At 65.9% G+C, this 15,430-nt stretch carries 18 protein-coding genes; 8 read left to right on the forward strand and 10 right to left on the reverse strand.

Features of this window, described 5'->3' with window-relative positions; all coding sequences use genetic code 11:
- Nucleotides 1–6: 6 nt before the first annotated feature.
- From QK290_RS05150 to QK290_RS05165, 4 genes are read right to left on the reverse strand one after another with little or no spacing between them, the layout of a single operon-like run.
- Nucleotides 7–1,479: a glycoside hydrolase family 32 protein gene (locus tag QK290_RS05150; RefSeq protein ID WP_282329607.1), complete on the reverse strand. Its 1,473-nt coding sequence runs from the start codon at nucleotides 1,477–1,479 to the stop codon at nucleotides 7–9.
- Nucleotides 1,480–1,505: 26 nt separating this feature from the next.
- Nucleotides 1,506–2,387 carry a carbohydrate ABC transporter permease gene (locus QK290_RS05155; RefSeq protein WP_282329608.1) on the reverse strand — a complete coding sequence of 294 codons (882 nt, stop codon included), beginning with the start codon at nucleotides 2,385–2,387 and terminating at the stop codon, nucleotides 1,506–1,508.
- An 8-nt stretch (nucleotides 2,388–2,395) separates the two neighbouring features.
- A complete protein-coding gene (locus QK290_RS05160) occupies nucleotides 2,396–3,370 on the reverse strand; it encodes a sugar ABC transporter permease (protein WP_282329609.1) in 975 nt (324 codons plus the stop codon).
- Complete coding sequence (locus QK290_RS05165) at nucleotides 3,367–4,788, reverse strand: extracellular solute-binding protein (RefSeq protein ID WP_282329610.1); 1,422 nt, start codon at nucleotides 4,786–4,788, stop codon at nucleotides 3,367–3,369. Before QK290_RS05165 ends, QK290_RS05160 begins: the two co-directional genes overlap by 4 nt.
- Before the next feature lie 191 nt (nucleotides 4,789–4,979).
- On the opposite strand from QK290_RS05165, the gene QK290_RS05170 reads away from it, so the two are divergent.
- From QK290_RS05170 to QK290_RS05185, 4 genes are all read left to right on the forward strand, one after another.
- Nucleotides 4,980–5,888: a phosphatase PAP2 family protein gene (locus QK290_RS05170; RefSeq protein ID WP_282329611.1), complete on the forward strand. Its 909-nt coding sequence runs from the start codon at nucleotides 4,980–4,982 to the stop codon at nucleotides 5,886–5,888.
- Between the two features lie 261 nt (nucleotides 5,889–6,149).
- Nucleotides 6,150–6,752, forward strand: coding sequence for a TasA family protein (locus QK290_RS05175; protein ID WP_282329612.1), 603 nt, complete (start codon nucleotides 6,150–6,152; stop codon nucleotides 6,750–6,752).
- 87 nt (nucleotides 6,753–6,839) lie between these two features.
- Nucleotides 6,840–7,493 (forward strand): signal peptidase I, encoded by a 654-nt coding sequence (locus QK290_RS05180; RefSeq protein ID WP_282329613.1) that lies wholly within the window; start codon nucleotides 6,840–6,842, stop codon nucleotides 7,491–7,493.
- Complete coding sequence (locus tag QK290_RS05185) at nucleotides 7,486–7,926, forward strand: hypothetical protein (RefSeq protein ID WP_282329614.1); 441 nt, start codon at nucleotides 7,486–7,488, stop codon at nucleotides 7,924–7,926. The genes QK290_RS05180 and QK290_RS05185 overlap by 8 nt, the downstream gene beginning before the upstream one ends.
- 13 nt (nucleotides 7,927–7,939) lie before the next feature.
- Here the strand turns inward: QK290_RS05185 and QK290_RS05190 are convergent, their stop codons facing one another.
- Nucleotides 7,940–9,157, reverse strand: coding sequence for an MFS transporter (locus QK290_RS05190; protein WP_282329615.1), 1,218 nt, complete (start codon nucleotides 9,155–9,157; stop codon nucleotides 7,940–7,942).
- Between the two features lie 121 nt (nucleotides 9,158–9,278).
- Here QK290_RS05190 and QK290_RS05195 point away from each other — a divergent pair, with 121 nt between their 5' ends.
- Nucleotides 9,279–9,620: a hypothetical protein gene (locus QK290_RS05195; RefSeq protein WP_282329616.1), complete on the forward strand. Its 342-nt coding sequence runs from the start codon at nucleotides 9,279–9,281 to the stop codon at nucleotides 9,618–9,620.
- A 109-nt stretch (nucleotides 9,621–9,729) separates the two neighbouring features.
- Here QK290_RS05195 and QK290_RS05200 read toward each other — a convergent pair whose 3' ends face one another.
- Nucleotides 9,730–10,059 carry a hypothetical protein gene (locus QK290_RS05200; RefSeq protein ID WP_282329617.1) on the reverse strand — a complete coding sequence of 110 codons (330 nt, stop codon included), beginning with the start codon at nucleotides 10,057–10,059 and terminating at the stop codon, nucleotides 9,730–9,732.
- Nucleotides 10,060–10,472: 413 nt separating this feature from the next.
- Between QK290_RS05200 and QK290_RS05205 the strand changes: the two genes are divergently transcribed.
- Together QK290_RS05205 and QK290_RS05210 are read left to right on the forward strand one after the other, a co-directional pair.
- Nucleotides 10,473–10,877, forward strand: coding sequence for a DUF202 domain-containing protein (locus QK290_RS05205; RefSeq protein WP_282329618.1), 405 nt, complete (start codon nucleotides 10,473–10,475; stop codon nucleotides 10,875–10,877).
- 3 nt (nucleotides 10,878–10,880) lie between these two features.
- Nucleotides 10,881–11,198 carry a DUF202 domain-containing protein gene (locus QK290_RS05210; protein ID WP_348994432.1) on the forward strand — a complete coding sequence of 106 codons (318 nt, stop codon included), beginning with the start codon at nucleotides 10,881–10,883 and terminating at the stop codon, nucleotides 11,196–11,198.
- A 30-nt stretch (nucleotides 11,199–11,228) separates the two neighbouring features.
- Here QK290_RS05210 and QK290_RS05215 read toward each other — a convergent pair whose 3' ends face one another.
- The 4 genes from QK290_RS05215 to QK290_RS05230 all read right to left on the reverse strand — a co-directional run bounded on the left by QK290_RS05215 (nucleotide 11,229) and on the right by QK290_RS05230 (nucleotide 14,403).
- Nucleotides 11,229–12,509 carry a MinD/ParA family protein gene (locus QK290_RS05215; protein ID WP_282329619.1) on the reverse strand — a complete coding sequence of 427 codons (1,281 nt, stop codon included), beginning with the start codon at nucleotides 12,507–12,509 and terminating at the stop codon, nucleotides 11,229–11,231.
- 338 nt (nucleotides 12,510–12,847) lie between these two features.
- Nucleotides 12,848–12,985 (reverse strand): hypothetical protein, encoded by a 138-nt coding sequence (locus QK290_RS05220; protein ID WP_282329620.1) that lies wholly within the window; start codon nucleotides 12,983–12,985, stop codon nucleotides 12,848–12,850.
- A gap of 157 nt (nucleotides 12,986–13,142) precedes the next feature.
- Entirely contained in the window at nucleotides 13,143–13,793 is a 651-nt protein-coding gene (locus QK290_RS05225; RefSeq protein ID WP_282329621.1) for a CHRD domain-containing protein, read from the reverse strand.
- A 226-nt stretch (nucleotides 13,794–14,019) separates the two neighbouring features.
- Entirely contained in the window at nucleotides 14,020–14,403 is a 384-nt protein-coding gene (locus QK290_RS05230; RefSeq protein ID WP_348994431.1) for a DUF1508 domain-containing protein, read from the reverse strand.
- A 224-nt stretch (nucleotides 14,404–14,627) separates the two neighbouring features.
- Here QK290_RS05230 and QK290_RS05235 point away from each other — a divergent pair, with 224 nt between their 5' ends.
- Nucleotides 14,628–14,981 (forward strand): metalloregulator ArsR/SmtB family transcription factor, encoded by a 354-nt coding sequence (locus tag QK290_RS05235; RefSeq protein ID WP_282329622.1) that lies wholly within the window; start codon nucleotides 14,628–14,630, stop codon nucleotides 14,979–14,981.
- The last annotated feature ends 449 nt before the right edge of the window (nucleotides 14,982–15,430 follow it).

Here is a 15,430-nt window from a genome sequence, read left to right on the forward strand (position 1 = left end):
TTCAGGCTACTGGGGCTGTTCCAGCTGCCAGACGTCAGCGGCGGCACCCTCGGGAAGCCGCAGAACCCACCGCTCGCCGGGCGCCGAATAGGCGCGCAGCGTGGTGGCCACGGAACCGCTCCGGTACACCTCCACCAGCGACGCGTCCACAAACACCCGCAGCTCCTCCCCCGCCGCCAGAGGCCCGCTGAACACCACTTGCCCCGCGTCCACTGAGGCTTCACCCACCAGGGAAAGTTCGACGACGGCGTCCGCGGCCAGCGTCGCCGGCCCACCGGAGCGGGCGGTCACAACGGCCTCGGCATACGCCGGCAGCTCAACGCTCCCGGCACCCTGCGACGCCAGTTGCGTGCCCCGGTAGGCATCCACCTCCGGAGCGGGTGCCACGGCCAGGGAACCGTCCACCACGGACAGAAGTCGCGGGTGGGTGAGAACGCCGGCCCAGCCCGCGGCGTCGATCTGTTCCTGGCTGCGGCCCCGGCGGCCGTCCCGCCCAGGTCCTTCATTGGCCCAGCCCCACAGCAGTGCTTTCGGCTCCGCGAGGGCGGCAAAAGCTGACGAAGAAGCAGGAACACCAGGAGTACCGGCACCGGCCCCGTCCTGCAGCTGCACGATCTGGGGCGCGTAGAAGTCCCGGCCCAGATCCGACTTTCCGCCGGTCTCCGGGGAGAACACCGGCAGCCCGGTGGCGGGGTTCTCCGCGAGGTTGCCGATGAGGTGGCCCACGCCGTTGGCGTGCTCGTGATCGTCGCCGGAGAGCCAGAGGGAGAACATCATGACCCACGCGTCGCCGTCGTCCCCGGACGGCACCCGCACCAGCTGCGGGCATTCCCAGATCTCGGCCGGCGTGTGGGTGGAAGCGACCGGGTTCTCGGTGGTAAGCCAGATGCCCTGGTACTTCCAGTCGGAGAGGTCCTCCACCGTGTACAGCAGGAGCGCGGCGTGGCCCGAGGCCAGCCCGGCGCCCTGCATGGCATAGCGCTTTCCGTTGAAGCGGAAGATGAACGGATCGCGGACTGCCGTGACCATGGGGTCGGCCGGCATGGACGCCGCAACGTGCCCGTCCTGTGTCCACGACACGAGGTCCGCGGAACCGCGCGAGATGACCACCTGGGAGTGGCCGCCGTCGCCGCGGACGCCCGAATACACGGCGGTGGGGACGCCGCCGTCGTCCGTCACCACACCGGTCCAGCAGCCGTACGCGTCCGGCCCGCCGTCCTGCGGCCTCAACGCCACGGGGTGTTCTTCCCAGCGGACCAGGTCCGCGGAGCTGATGTGGCCCCAGGCGATCCTGTGGTGCCGGGCGGACCCGGGGTTGTACTGGAAGAAGACGTGGTAGCGGCCGTTGAGGTGGCTGATGCCGTTGGGATCGTTGATCCAGCCTTGCGCGGGGCGGGGGTGGAAGTGCGGGAACGCGGCGTCGGGATGGGCGGCGGCCACACGGGCGAAGTCGGCGGCGGCGAGGTCCGGGGATGACATGGAAGTAAGCCTCTCAGAAGCAGGGGTTATTTGCCGCTGCCGGCGGTGAGGCCGTCCTGCAGCGCGCGCTGGCCGAAGATGAAGCCCACCAGGGCGGGGATCATGGACAGGACCACGCCGGCCAGTACCACGGAGATGCTGCCCGTGCCCAGGTTGCCCTGCAGCGAGACGAGGCCCAGCGGCAGGGTGAAGTTCTGTTCCGAGATGGTCATGATGAGCGGCCGGAAAAACTCGTTCCAGTGGAAATTGAAGGCGAGGATGCCCACGATCGCCATCCCCGGGACCGCCAGCGGGGCGTAGACCGAGCGGAAGGTCCGCCAGGGTGAGGCGCCGTCGATCGACGCCGCTTCCGCGAGGTCGGTGGGCAGTCCCAGGAAGTACTGCCGCATCAGGAAGGTGCCGAACGCCGTCGGGATGGCGGGCAGGATCAGTGCCAGGAGGGTGTCCGAAAGCCCCATGCCTCGGATCAGCATAAACACGGGAACGATTGTCACCTGCACCGGCACCATCATGGTGGCCAGGACGATGGAGAACAGGGCCCCGCGGCCGCGGAACTTCAGGTTGGCGAAGGCGTAGCCGGCCATCGCGGCGGTGACCATCTGGCCCACGGCGATGAGCCCGGTGACCAGCGCGCTGTTCAGCACCAGGAGGACGATGTCCAGCTGCCGGAAGACCTGCGCGTAGGACGTGAAGTCCGGATTCCAGGGGAAGAACGACGGCGGCAGCTTGAACGATTCCGACGGCGACCGCAGCGAGGTGGACAGGGTCCACATCACCGGGCCCAGGGTCAGGACGGCCGCGATCATCAGCAGGACAATTCGGAGGACCAGGTTCCAGTTCGGCCTCCGCCGGGACCGGGCAGGCACCGCAGGGGTGCGGGTGGAGACACGCTCTGTAGTGGTAGTCATGGCCGGCCTTACTGGTAGAAGACGAATCGTTTGCTGAGCCGGAACTGCGCGGCGGTGATGGCCATGATGATCAGGGTCAGGATCACGCCAATGGCGGAGGCCTCACCGAATTCGAGGCGCTGGAACGCGGATTCGAAGATCACCATCACGGCGGTGCGGGTGGAGTCTCCGGGCCCGCCGCGGGTCAGGACGTATGGCTGGTCGAACACCTGGAGCGCGCTGATGATGGCCATCACGGACGCCAGCAGGGTGGTGGGGCTGAGCAGCGGCAGGGTGACGTAGACGTGTTTGCGCCAGCCGGTGGCGCCGTCCAGCGAGGCGGCCTCATAGGTTTCCATGGGGATCGATGCCAGACCGCCGATGAACAGCAGGAAGGAGAACCCGAAGTTCTGCCACACGTAGACAAGGATGACGACGGCGGCCGACCCGCCCGGGGTGGTCAGCCACGGCACCGCGGGAATGCCGGCGAGGGAGAGGAACCAGTTGACCACGCCGAACTGCTCGTTGAAGAGGTACCGCATGAAAATGGACACCGAGGCAGCGGAGAGGATCAGCGGGAAGAAGAAGGCCGAGCGGAAGAAGGTCCGCAGCCAGGCCGGCATCTTCTCCTGCACCATCACGGCGAGCGCCAGGGCCAGGCCAAGCTGGAGGGCCACCGCCACAATCACAAACGCAATGGTGTTCAGGAAGGACACCCGGACCGTCGGGTCCTGGACCACTTCGGCGAAGTTGTCGAAGCCCACAAACGTCGGGGCGGAGATGATGTCCCAGCGGAAGAACGCCAGGACCACCGACGCCGCAATGGGCACCAGGGTGAACAGGCCCATGCCCAGGATGGTGGGGGCCAGGAAGATCCAGGCGAGCCAGCGCTGGCTGTGCCGGCCGGACGCGGTCTGCGAAGTAGCGGGCGTTCCGGGCTTGACGGCCTTGACGGCCTTGGCGGCCTGCTTCGGCCGGTCCCGGCGAGGGATGGTGGTGCTCATGACTGCCTCCTCAGGGCCAGTTCAAGATCGCGCTGCATGGACTCGAGGGCCTGCTTGAGCTGACGCTCATCGCCGCTGACGGCCAGCGAGACGTTCTTCATCAGGGCCGTTTCGACGGCGGCCTGCTGGGGCGGCGCCGGGATGGGGCCGGTGGTGGGGTACTTGTCCAGCGTGTCGTAGAAGACCTTCCAGTGCGCCGGGCCTTTGCCCGCGTACAGGGCTTCGTTGACCATGGAGCGGCGGGCCGGGGTGGTGACCGGGTTGGGAAAGATCAGTTCCATGGCCTCGCGGCTGGCACTGAACTTGATCCATTCCCAGGCGGCGTCCTTGTCCTTGGCGGTCTTCATGATGGCGTAGCCGGCCGTGCCGAACTGGTGCCGCTGGCTCCGCCACTTGGGGAAGAACGCGACGTCGTAGTCGTTCTCCTTCATGCCGGCCTCGTGCAGACCCTGGACCCAGTAGCCGCCGGCCGGGGTGGTGCCGATCCGGTTGGAGGCGAAGAGCCCCACCAGGGAACTGCCGCCGCCTTCTTCGGGCCGGACGCCGAGGCCGTCCTTGACCAGGCCGCGGAGGTAGTCGAAGGTCTCGAACACACGGGGGTCGTCGGCGTTGGGTTCGAGCCACTGGTAGCCGCCGGAGCGCAGGTTGCGGGAGGGATCGTTGGCGTAGAAGGAGTCCCAGAGCCAATCCCCGCCGGCGGACCGGGTCTCCTTCAGGAAGCTGGTGTCGTTGGCGTAGAGCCAGGGCACCACGCCGCCGAAGAGCCGGTTGGTCCAGTAGTACGGGGTGAAGTCGGAGGGGCGGGCCTTGCGCATCGCGGCGAGGTTGTTGCGGAAGTCCACGTTGGTCCAGTCGTCCGCCGGGCGCTCCAGCCCTGCCTGCCCGAAGGCGGTGGTGTTGTAGTACATGTTGGCGGCGTTCCAGTCCATGGGGAGCTGGAAGAGGCTGCCCTTGTACATGAAGGCCTCCACCAGGCTGGGGTGGACGTCGTCGAAGAACTCGGCCATGTCCGCGGCGTCCCGGCGCAGGTATTCGTCCAGCGGGTGCGCCAATTTGTCCGCGAAGAGCTGCGCGCCTTCGGTGGCAACGTAGACGACGTCGGGCGGGGTGCCGGCGGCCACCATGGTGAGGATCTTGGTGAAGAAGTCTTTCCAGTCCACGGCCTGGATGGCCTGGACCTTGACCCGGATGTCCGGGTGGAGGCGGGTGAACGCGTCGATGGCGCGCTGGCGCGCGGCGGCATCGGCGGAGGTCCCCATGATGGCAATGCTGAGGCTGTTGTCCCCCCGCCCGGGAATGTCAGATCCGGAGAGCCGGGGCCACGATGCCACGGTTGCTCCCACAATTCCTGCTCCCAAGGCACCCAGGGCGGTCCGGCGCGAGAGTTCGCGCAGGCGGCCAGTTGTGGCACCGGTCATGTCAACTTCCTTCCTAACACGTGTCAGGTAGCTTACGACGCTGACCTAACACGTGTCAAGTGTCACATCTGGTTGCTGGCGCGCTCGCGGTCCGGCCTGCGGCGCACACCCAAAAAGTTACGCAATTCGGCCAGCCTGGGGCCCGAAACAACGGTGCGGGTCCTCCCAGTTTTCTGTGACACCCTTAACTGATGACCATTCCACGCCAGGCACCACCGCGGACCCCTGCCCGCCCCACCCCGGGCTCCGGCTTTATGTTCGCGTTCGCCTGGCTCGCCTGCATTGTGGGCCTGATCGCCACGTACTACTACTTCGTCCAGACCAGCACGGGCCAGTTCATCGATGAATCCGCACTGGTTGAGGCCGTGGACATCCACGGACCCGCGGGCAAGGCGGCCACCGGGTTCCTGGACTGGCTGCCCACCATCTCACTGGTGGTGGCCGCCGTCGTGGTCCTGTTTGTCACGGTGATCCGACGGCGGTGGTCGGCTGCCGGGATTGCAGTCACCGCGTGCATCGGGGCGAATATTGCCACGCAGGTCCTGAAGGAAGTACTGCCCGCGCGTCCGGACAAGGGCGTGGTGACGCTGGAGCTGAACTCCCTGCCGTCCGGGCACACCACGCTGGCGGCGTCGGCTGCGGCGGCGGTGTTCCTGATGGCCTCGCCGCGGTGGCGCCCAATGGCCGGTTTTGTGGGCGGCACGTTCGCCATCGCCTCCGGTGTCTCCACGCTGATCAACCAGTGGCACCGCCCGGCCGACGTCGTCGCAGCGTTCCTCCTGGTGGGCGCCTTTATGATCCCCGCAGGCTGGCTGATCATCCGGAATGGCTCGGCGTGGAACGTGTGGGACGGCCTTGGCACGCACGTGGGGTCGGCCAAGATCTGGCTCACACTGCCGGTGGTGATCGGGCTCGTGTCGGCAGGGGTGGCCGTGTATTCGTTGGCCAGGATCGCCCCGGGTCCGCTCCAGGAGGACAGCACCACCAACTACTTCTGGGCCGGCATCTCACTCATTGTGATTGCCGGATACCTGGCCACCGTGGCCACCACGTCGCTGTTCGCCTACTCCGCACGACGGCGGGATCCGCCAGGGCGGTGACGGCACCACACGCGGCACCGCCGTCGGGCACCAAGTGCCGCCGCACCCGGGTTAATCCACCGAATAGGGCAGTATGGGCGTCTGACCTGCGAAAACGTCCATGAATCTTGAGCGAAGCTTGAGCCAATACCTGCCGTTTTGTTGAGTGAGTCCGTGAAGAGTGGTTCTTGCCAGCCCTGGGGGCAGGCACAACGGCTGGCCCACTGGGGGCCAGCCGGCCCACCGGGGGGGGCGGGCTTCTTGACGCCAAAGGAAAATCTCATGGGTCTCAGCATGAAAACCACGTCCGGCAAGATTCTTGCTTCCGTCGCGCTGGTGGGCACTGCCGCCGCTGTTGCAGGCATGGGTACTTACGGTGCGTTCACCAGTACCACCAACGCCAGCCACTCGGTCACGTCAGGCACCGTGGTCATTGCTCTCAACAACGGCGCGTCCAACACGCTGAGCGTCCCGGTGACCGGCCTCCTGCCCGGCGACTCAGTGGAGAAAATCGCCACGCTGTCCAACACCGGCAACTCGGCTCTGAACAACATCACGCTCACGACCAGCACCACCACACCGTCGCTGCTGACAACCAACACGACGGACGGTCTGCAGCTGACCGTCGAGTCATGCAGCGTCGCCTGGACCGTTGCCGCCGGTGTGGACACCTGCTCAGGCACCACAACCACGGTTCTGGCCACAAGCCCCGTCGTCGGAGCTAACAGGCCCCTGGCAGGCCTCGCTGCCCTGGCTTCCGGCTCCGCCGACTACCTGAAGGTCACCACCACGCTGCCCACCACTGCAGGCAACACTTTCCAGGGCGCCGCCAGCACCATCGCGTTCGACTTCACCGGAACGCAGCGCACCGGCGAGGTCAAGTAGCCGCACAAGCTCCTGACGGCGTCATGAAGCCGGCGCCGACAAGCTAAGTAGTCCCGTCACCACCCCGCCACCAGGAAGGGTCCAGCAATGAGCACCGCAACTGACCTTCTCGGAGGGCCCGGCGTAGCACACACCTCTCCCGCGTCCCGTCGCCGCATGCCCCCCGGCTGGGGCGCCGGGGCTTCCACCGGAGCCCCAAAAGCCAGCCGATTCAAAGCCGCCGCCCGCAAAACGGGAAGTGCCCTGACCACCGCAATGCTCGTCATCGCGCTGGCAGCGTTCCTCTTCCTCGCTGTTGGCCCTCGCGTTTTCGGCTACCACACATCCACCATGCTCACCGGGTCCATGGCCCCGCTGATCAACCCTGGCGACGTGGTGGTCACCGCGCCAGTGCCTGCCAGTGATATCAAGGTGGGCGACGTCATTACGTATCTCATTCCCGTGGAAGACCACCGGGTGGAAACCCACCGCGTCACCGAGGTCCTCACCAATGCGGACGGCACGACGGCGGTGCGCACCAAGGGTGACGCCAACAACGGCGTGGACCCCTGGACGGCCACACTCCAGGGAGCCACCGTTGACCGTCACGTCCTCACCGTTCCGTTCGCGGGCCAGGCCATCCGCGCCCTGCGTCAGCCGGTCATCCTCAACACGCTCATGTACGGGGCACCCGCTGTCCTGGTGGTCGGATTGCTGGCGTCGATCTGGCGCAAGGACCCTGACCCCCACGCCAGTGAATAAGCACGCAACCCGCCCGGGCATCCTCGGCGTTCTCTTCTGCCTGCTCGTTGGCCTCATCCTGGCCCCGGCCGCCAACGCAGCTTTTTCCGGCAGCACGTCGGCGGCCGCGAGCATCTCAACAGCCACTTTGGGTATCCCCAGTACGTCCGCAGGCTGCACCAGGAACCCCAGTTACTACTCCGTGGCGATCAGCCTTGGACCCGAGGCAGTGGCATACGCCAACTATGTTGACCTCAAGGTCACCAATCCGAGCGGGGCTGTGGTGTTCTGGGGTGACCTCAGCAGCCTCCCCGGGGGGACGTACACCGCGACGCCCAAAATCAACGATGGGAAAGGCGCCTGGACCTACGAAGTCCAAGCGCAGTATCGGGCGCCGGGCTCAGCCACCGTCTGGAACGGTCCGCGCGTGCAAGGCACCTTCATCTGCAATTAGGGATGAAGCGGGGTCAGTAGTTCCGGCGGTGCTTCAAGCGCGGGAGTACGACGGCGAACACGGTTGCCGCGGCGAATCCCAGAATGCCGGTGGCTGAGACCCCCGCACCCAGCGTAAAAAGCGCCGTCACTCCGGAGAGGAGGACGGGCCCGCCCGTGGATCCCGCATCGGCGATGAACCGCCACAAACCCAGGAACTGGCCGCGGCCGCGGTCGGGCGAGAAGTCGGCGCCGAGCGTCATGATCAGGCCGGAGCTGATGCCATTGCCGAACCCGATCAGCAGCGAGGCCAGCATCAGCGCGGTGAACGAGGCAGTGAGGGGAATCAGCAGCATCGCGATTCCCATGATGGCCGTGGACGGGATGGCCACAAACAGCCTGCCGCGGCGGTCCATCACCTTGCCGGCCGGGTAGAACACCAGCATGTCGATCGCCCCGGACAGCCCGTAGATCACCGAAGCCTGGGCCGCATCCATCCCCAGGTGGTCGGCCCACAGCGGGATGACCACCTGGCGGGACGCGCGCAGCGCACTCAGCAGCAGTATCCCCATCCCCAGCGTCAGGAAGACCCCGGCATGCGAAACCGCCACATTCCGCAGCGTCGGCTCCGGACCCTTGTGTCCGCCGTCGGGCGCTGGCGGGACCACCAGGTCCGGGATGGTAACCGCCATAACGGCTGCCGCGGCCATGCCCACCACCCCCACCCAGTACGCACCGGCTATCCCGGCGAACTGCATCACGCCCGCGCCAAGGAAGGGCCCCGCAAAGACGCCGATCCTGGTCACCCCGCCCAGCGTGGAGAGCGCCCGTGCCCGGAACTGGATGGGCACGGCCTCGGTGAGGTACTTCTGCCGCGCCAGGCTGAAGACGGACGCAGCCATTCCGACGACGATCATCGCCACTGCGAGCAGCCACAGTCCGCTGGGGATCAGGGAGGACATCGCAGCGGCCGCAAGCGCCAGTGCGCCCACTGCGGCGGCGCCGACGATGGACCAGCGTTCGCCGAACTTGAGCGTGATAAGCGATGCCGGCAGGTTGAAGAACCACGAACCGAACCCGATCAGCGTGACGATCAGCGCGGAGACTGCCACTGAGGCACCGAGGTCGCGGGCGGAGAGGACCACAACCGGGAGGACCGCGCCTTCGCCGATGCAGAACAGCAGCGCCGGCCCGAAGGCGGGTAGCGCGATGCTTCGGAAGTTGAACGGCTGCGGGGTCCCTGACAAAGTCATCAGATTTATCCTATGTCCACCGGAAATTCCTCAGCTTTCAGGGGTGCACAAGCGGCCCCGCGAGGACTAACGTTTGCCTTGTGGGGCGCTCCCGCCTGCCCCTCACAGCCAAGGAGGTCTCATGAGTGAAGTGTGGATCCGCACCATCAACAACGGATTGGTCCGGGCCGACAAAGTCACGGAAATCGCGTCCACCCGGGGGTCCCTTCATGAGGACCAGGGTTTTGCGCTGAAGGTCATTGTGGACGGCAAGGCCCACGTGGTCATTGACGACGGCGATCTTCCGGGCACGCTCCCCGAACGACTGGAGCATGCCCAGCATCTGGAGGATGCGCTGCTGTTCGCCCTCGACGAGGCCCGCGAAGCCGAGGCATCCACGGTGGTCTTCTTCGCTCCGGAGAGCGACCGCTGGGCCCTCGCCGCGGCGGCGGAACTGGCCGGCGGCCTCCCCGCCGTCGGATAACCCCCGGCGGCCCTCCACCAAAGCGCGAACGGACAGTTAAGCCCCTCCAAAACGGGGCGTCAAGTGTCCGTTCGCGCTAAAAGGTGTTAGCGCCTAAAGGGTGAGCGGGTCAGGCTGCGGCGTGGCTGAACTCGGTTGCCTTCGCGGTGACGCGCCGGGGTGCCAGGATGCTGAGCGTGCAGTGGGTCTGCTGCGGGTCAATCCTGGCGGGCAGGTGATGGGTCTCGGAGCAGGCCTGCAGCTGCCGCAGGGCTTCGGGGTCGACGCGGGCCTCCCGCACGTCCAATTCCAGATCGAGGTTGTGCTTTAAGGCGTTGGCGCGCTTCACCACAACGTAGAGGGCCTGGATGCTGTGAATGGTGACATGGCCCTTGGCGAGAACTTGGGCCTTCGCGTGGTCGAGATCTACACGGACAAGAATACTGAGCTTTTCGGACAAGATAATCAAGCCTTCCTTGCGTGGCTGCGACGCTGCAGCCGGGGAGGCCGCGACGCTGCGGCCAATGGCCGCGCCTCTGCAGCCTCACTCAGCGTAGGCAACGAATGTGATCTGCGCAACACCTGGTTTCATTGTGTCGGAGGCACCCGTGTCTGGTCATGCGCCGTGGTGACCTGGTCCCGGCGGCGGCGGACGCCGCCGTCGGACGCCAGCGTTCCACGAATGGCTGCAGGCCTGTGAGGTATTCAAGAATGGTCATCGTTGACGCACCTTTCATATGGCTGATGCGTTGACGCTAGTTATTGATGCTCAGGGTCAGCCAAAGATGGCAGGGTGTATCCCTGCAAGGTTCCGCCCTGAGCCACCGGCCGGTTCTGACCGAAACCGTCCCGCACTATCCCTAGAATAGGAACGTGCCCCCACTCCCCGAGCCCTCATCCGATGCCACTCCGATACCGCGCGGCTGGCTGGCCCGGAAGCTCTTGCCGGGTGGTACCGAACCGGACCCCCGCTTCACCCTGGCCAACGAACGCACGTTCCTGGCCTGGATCAGGACGTCACTGGCGTTCCTGGCCGGTGGTATCGCGATCGAGGCGTTTACCGGCGGGCTGTTCAGCGGACCCGTCCGGGAGGGGCTGTCCGTCCTGTTGCTTGTCCTGGGCATGCTGATCAGCGCGGGCGCCGCCGCCCGGTGGCTCTCGGTGGAGCGAAGCATGCGGGCCGGAACGCCGCTGCCGTTGCCGCTGCTGGTTCCGCTGCTGGCCCTGGGCGGAGCGGTAGCCGCTGGCCTCATCATTTTCCTGATCCTGGCAGGCTGACCAGTGTCCGTGCATATGGACCCGGGGCTCCAGCCCGAACGAACCGTCATGGCCTGGGGCCGCACACTGCTGGCCTTGCTCACCGTCAGCGCCATTTTCCTGCGCTGGTTGCCCACTCACGGGCCACTGGTTCTAGCCCTCGTAGCCGCGGCAGTGGTCACGGCCGGTGGCATCTTCGCCACCCAACGGATCCGGTACCGGCGAAGCTCCCGGGGCATTAACGCCGAAAATCTCCACGCCGATGCGGGCGGCGTCTTCGCCTTGTCCGCAGGAGTTGTCCTGCTCGGTGCCGTCAGCATCATCGTTGCGCTGACGTTCTAGCCCGCCCACCAAAAGGAGGCGGGAACGAACCTACCGGTACCCGTCCACGATCGACGCCGCGATTTCCTTGTACGCCCGCCGCGTCTCCGGCTTCAGTACGTCCAGGGTGACCAGGTCGCCGTCGGCCACTCCGCGATCGTGCGGGACGGCGATGAGCTGGCGGCAGATACCGGCGAGGTGTTCCTCGATGGCGTCCTTGTCCACGCGGGAGGAGACCTCGTCCTTGTCCGTGATGACCACAATCGCGTTCCGGGCCAGGTCCTCGTAGCCGTGGCTCGCCAGCCAGTGCAGGGTGCTGCGGGCACGTTTGGCCCCGCTCACCGCATACCCGGCGGCGATGATGATGTTGTCCGCCGACTGCAGGATCCCGCTCATGGCATTGTGGGTCACGCCGGTGCCGCAGTCGGTCAGGGCCACGGAGTAGTAGTTGGAGATGAGCTTGCGTATCCGCAGGTACTCGGCGGCCGTGAGTGAGTCCGAGACCTCCGGGTCCTGCTCTCCCGCGATCAGGTGCAGCCGGCCGGCGTGGTGCATGTACCGGGCCAGTGCGGTGAGGGAGTCAACACCTTCGATATTCGCCAGCAGGTCCGTGATGGTGCGCGGGCTGGCCTGCTGATAGATGCCTTCGCCGAGCGCGCGCTCCACAAGGTCGCCGGAGTCCGGGTTGGCGTCGATGGCGCAGGGCGGGTCGCCACGGAATTCGGCCAGCGTCAGGCCCACGCCCACCGTGGTGGAGGTCTTGCCGATGCCGCCCTTGAGGCTCAGCACCGCGGTGTTGAAACTGCCCTGCAGCTGACGGGAGATGCGGCGGCCCAGTTCGTCTTCCTCGCGCTGCTTGGCGCCGGGCCCCAGGTTCCAGGCCCCGCCCGTGAGCGCGTAGAGGGCGCCGCGGACACCGCCCACCGGCCGCGGTTTCTGTTCGCGCACAAACAGGCCCGGGGAGCTGATGAAGTCAGGCATGGGGCTGTCGGCGATGACGTCCGCCGCGGTGGGGCGGACGCGCCGGAACGCCGGCGTCGGTGCTTCCTCAGGAACGTACGACGACGGCGGCGCGGCTTCGTCGCCGTCGTACGCCACTGCGGAGGTGCCTGAGTCCGGCCCGGCAGGCTGCCCGGCCTGCGGTACCTGTGGCTGCGCGGTCACGGGCGGCCGCGCGGGCCGGCGGGTGGGCGCGGGAACAGAGGTGATGGGGGCAGAAGGCGCGGGACTGGCTTGGTCGGCGGCGGCTGCCGCCTCGGCCCAGGAACTGCGGCGCGGTACGGGGGTGCCGGCGTCGGGGGTGTTGGAAAGATCTGGCGTTACGGCTGGCATGGTTCCTGTCTGGGCATCCGAAAGGGCGCCGTCGGCGCGACGGAGGTCACGGCGTCGTCGGGGCGGTTGCGGTAGCCCTGCATCTGCGATGGGGCGTGCGTTCTGATCCGCCGGATCGGGCATGTCTGTCCCCCCAGGACTTTCGGCACAAGGTTCTGCCGCACGTTACGGACTGATTCAGTCTGTAAGTCTAGGCGCTGGGCCGGGATTGTGAGGTCAGCCGCGGGTGAGCGCGGCCATTACCACGCTGGCGGTGAGGGCCAGAAGGACGGCAAGTATGGCGTAGGCCTGCCATTTGGGGCGGCCCTTGTGCGGGTTGATATCGATATAGGGCATGGCTAGCTGCGGTTACTCCTCGTGGCGGTCACCCGCACTGCGCGACGCTTCCGGCGCAGCACCTCGTACATCGCATAGAAAGGAATCAGCAGCGTGCCCAACAGTGCACACAGCGCCAGGACATAGTCAATGAGAGCCACAACGGTCTCCGTCGGTTAGCAGTGATCCCCCATGCGATCAGAGGTCACGTTATCCGTTGGTCACGTTGATGACAAATCACATCGTCCCCAGGCTGCGCGGCTCCTCCGGGGCAGCCGCGCAGCCTGTGGTCGATGGATGTGTTACAGATTGCGTGGATTACCGGCTTTGGCTCAGCTGGCCGCAGGCTACCGGCAGTGTCGCCCAGGCAGGAAGTCCGGGCAGGGACGCAACCGTGGTTGGCAGCGGATCGGTCGGATTGATGCCGTGGATGACCACGTGCCGGTCCCCCAGCTTCAGTGCCTGCTTGAGTTCTGATTGCAGGTGGGACTTGGAGGCCTCTTCACTGTAGTGATAGCTGCCGGACGCGTCCGCCACCGGGAAATCGAGTGAGGGCGCGAAGCTGTTCAGGTCGCTGTCCAGGGAGATCAGAACCGGCCCATATTTGGGCAAACCTTCGATAACGTCCACGAAGCTGTCGTGATTCACGTCATCGCCGGCATTGGGGCAGGTGGTCCCGGCGTGGATGTGCTGCGGGTGGAGCGTTCCGGCGGTGACCCCTTGGACGTCCACAGTGACGGTTATATCGTCACCGTTGACTGTGATGACAGCGGTCCCGCTCGCTGACGGAATCGTGTAGGTTGTGCCGGCGACAGTGTGCGCGCCCGCGTTCAACGGCGACAATTGAGCTACGAATTCCTTGTTCGGCACCGACTTGGTGCCTGGCCCGGAAGCCGCAGGTGCCCCTGCCGCGGTAAGAAGGACAAGCCCCACCGTCACTGTCCCGCACAATACTGCTGATCTGCGCATGATGTCTCCTCAAAGGATCACCGTCTCGCCATAGCCTCATCCAGTGGCGGGTCCGGCTTACACTCAAGGAACGGCGCCGGCCCATGCGGGGTGACGACCGCCCCCCGGCATGTAGCCTGAAAATACCATACAGCGGGGGACGAAGGCGATAGCCCCGGCCCGGCAATGGCAAAGACGCTAGCCTGCTGACCACGCGGCATGAGGACATCCGGGGTGCCCGGCGGGTTTAGGCTCCACCGGGCACCGTTTGCCGCCCACGGAGCCTGCGGGCACGGGCGTGCAGGTCGGCCGCCGGAATGCGCCGGAGTTCATGGAACTGGGCAGGAGAAGCCTCATGTGCTCCTGGCGGGGCTGCCGGGCTGGCCGTCACTGAAGTATCGGTGATCAGCCCCATGCCGGCGTACTCTCGCACTGCGGCGATGCCGGCCACAGCTGCAGCCTTGCCGTCGAAGGCCTTGGACACTGCCATCACGGTTCCATCCGGCGCTGTGAGCCGAAACCTGAAATACGACTCGGCATCAACAAAAAGTACAAACATTCCGGCCATATCTATCCTCCCGGTCGGCGGGTCCTCGGCGGCCTCGTTGCCGCTGAGCATCAACAGACGCAACCTGCGTCCCTCCCCGCTGATTTGATCGCGCGCGTCGCGCGCATCGCAATTTATCAATTCATCAAATGCTAAAGAGTCTGACGCAGGTCCCCGAAAAAGGGAACCCTCCGAGCTAGGCGTATGCTTTTTGTCAGTGGGACAGACAGGTCTGTCCCACTGCGCTGCGCACGGTCCGACAGGCCCGGCCACAGCAACTAGGCCAAGAGGAACGGAAGGGTGCCCCTGTGAGCAAGATATCCGACGGGCCAGCGTTAGCTGAGGCGAAATCGGACTTGTTCCGATCCCTGGGCCACCCTGTCCGCATCCGGGTGTTGGAGTTGCTGGCAGGCGGTCCGGTGAGAGTGAGCGAGCTACGTCAAGCCACCGATCTGGAAGCGTCCAACCTGTCCCAGCACCTCGGCGTTCTGCGGAAGCAGCGGCTGATTATTTCCGGCCGCGCGGACGGCCAGATCCACTACCGGCTCAGCAGCCGCGAGGTGTTGCCGTTGCTTGCCATGGCCGGCGCGCTGCTGCGAAGCGCACACCAGTCGACCAGGCTTGAGCTGGCCGACGCAGAGGCGCCTCACCAAGAACTGTAGGGACGGCCCGCCACGGGCCCGTCTGATTGCGCATCCCCACGCCGGGCCTCATCGCCAGGGCGATTACCATTCCGGATCCTCCCAAGACTTAGCGCGGGGGAAGCCTTCGGCTTTCAGAACAACAGCCTTAGTGAGTTCACCTCGCTTTGCGGAATGAACAACAGCATTAGTTTTTCCGCGCGAGGGGCCACGAGAAGGATTGAAGTCTTATTCCCGGCCTGCAGAATCCAGAGGGTTACGACCGGCCCTACGGCTTGACCTGCGGTGATAGTCCATCGAAGGCTCGAGATCAACTCCTTTTCGCGCAATTTTCCTGTTCACTCTAGAGATGTAATTGTTGTGATATATTCCTCCATGTATTGCCTCTTGGGGGAGGCTAATGCAGGCATTTTGGGGCTCTTCCGAATGCAGGGTGTAGCCGGGGTTGGCGCGCGTGACTTCCGAGGCCG

Origin of the sequence: Pseudarthrobacter sp. AL07 (assembly GCF_029960665.1) — a bacterium.
Classification (GTDB): domain Bacteria; phylum Actinomycetota; class Actinomycetes; order Actinomycetales; family Micrococcaceae; genus Arthrobacter.